The organism is Bacillota bacterium, from assembly GCA_024655925.1.
Taxonomy (GTDB): domain Bacteria; phylum Bacillota; class DTU025; order DTU025; family JANLFS01; genus JANLFS01.
The window spans coordinates 1-283 of record JANLFS010000034.1 but is presented as its reverse complement, the minus strand read 5'-3'; the positions used below and the strand labels follow the sequence as shown (position 1 = coordinate 283).

The window sequence follows — 283 nt, the reverse complement described above, 5'->3', positions numbered from 1 at the left end:
TGATCCCGGCACGCACGATCGCCGACGCCCGCCAAGACTGAATGGGTTTCCCGTTAAACGAGATCGACCCAGAGGCTGCCCGAAGCATGCCTGTTATCGTCTTGATGGTCGTGGTCTTGCCCGCTCCGTTCGGACCGATCAGGCAGACTATCTCGCCTTCTTGGACTATGAGCGAAACCTCAAAGAGGGCTTGCACCACTCCGTAGAAAGCCGATACGTTTTTAAGCTCCAGCATTGCCATGGGAATTCCCCCAGCTTCCGTCTTCGCACACCATGCCCAGTT

Annotated in this window: 1 protein-coding gene; it reads right to left on the bottom strand. The window is 56.5% G+C overall.

Features of this window, described 5'->3' with window-relative positions; translation table 11 throughout:
* Positions 1-241, bottom strand: a 241-nt coding sequence (locus NUW23_06920) for an ATP-binding cassette domain-containing protein (GenBank protein MCR4425911.1), incomplete at its 3' end; no start/stop codon positions are given.
* Positions 242-283: the final 42 nt, after the last annotated feature.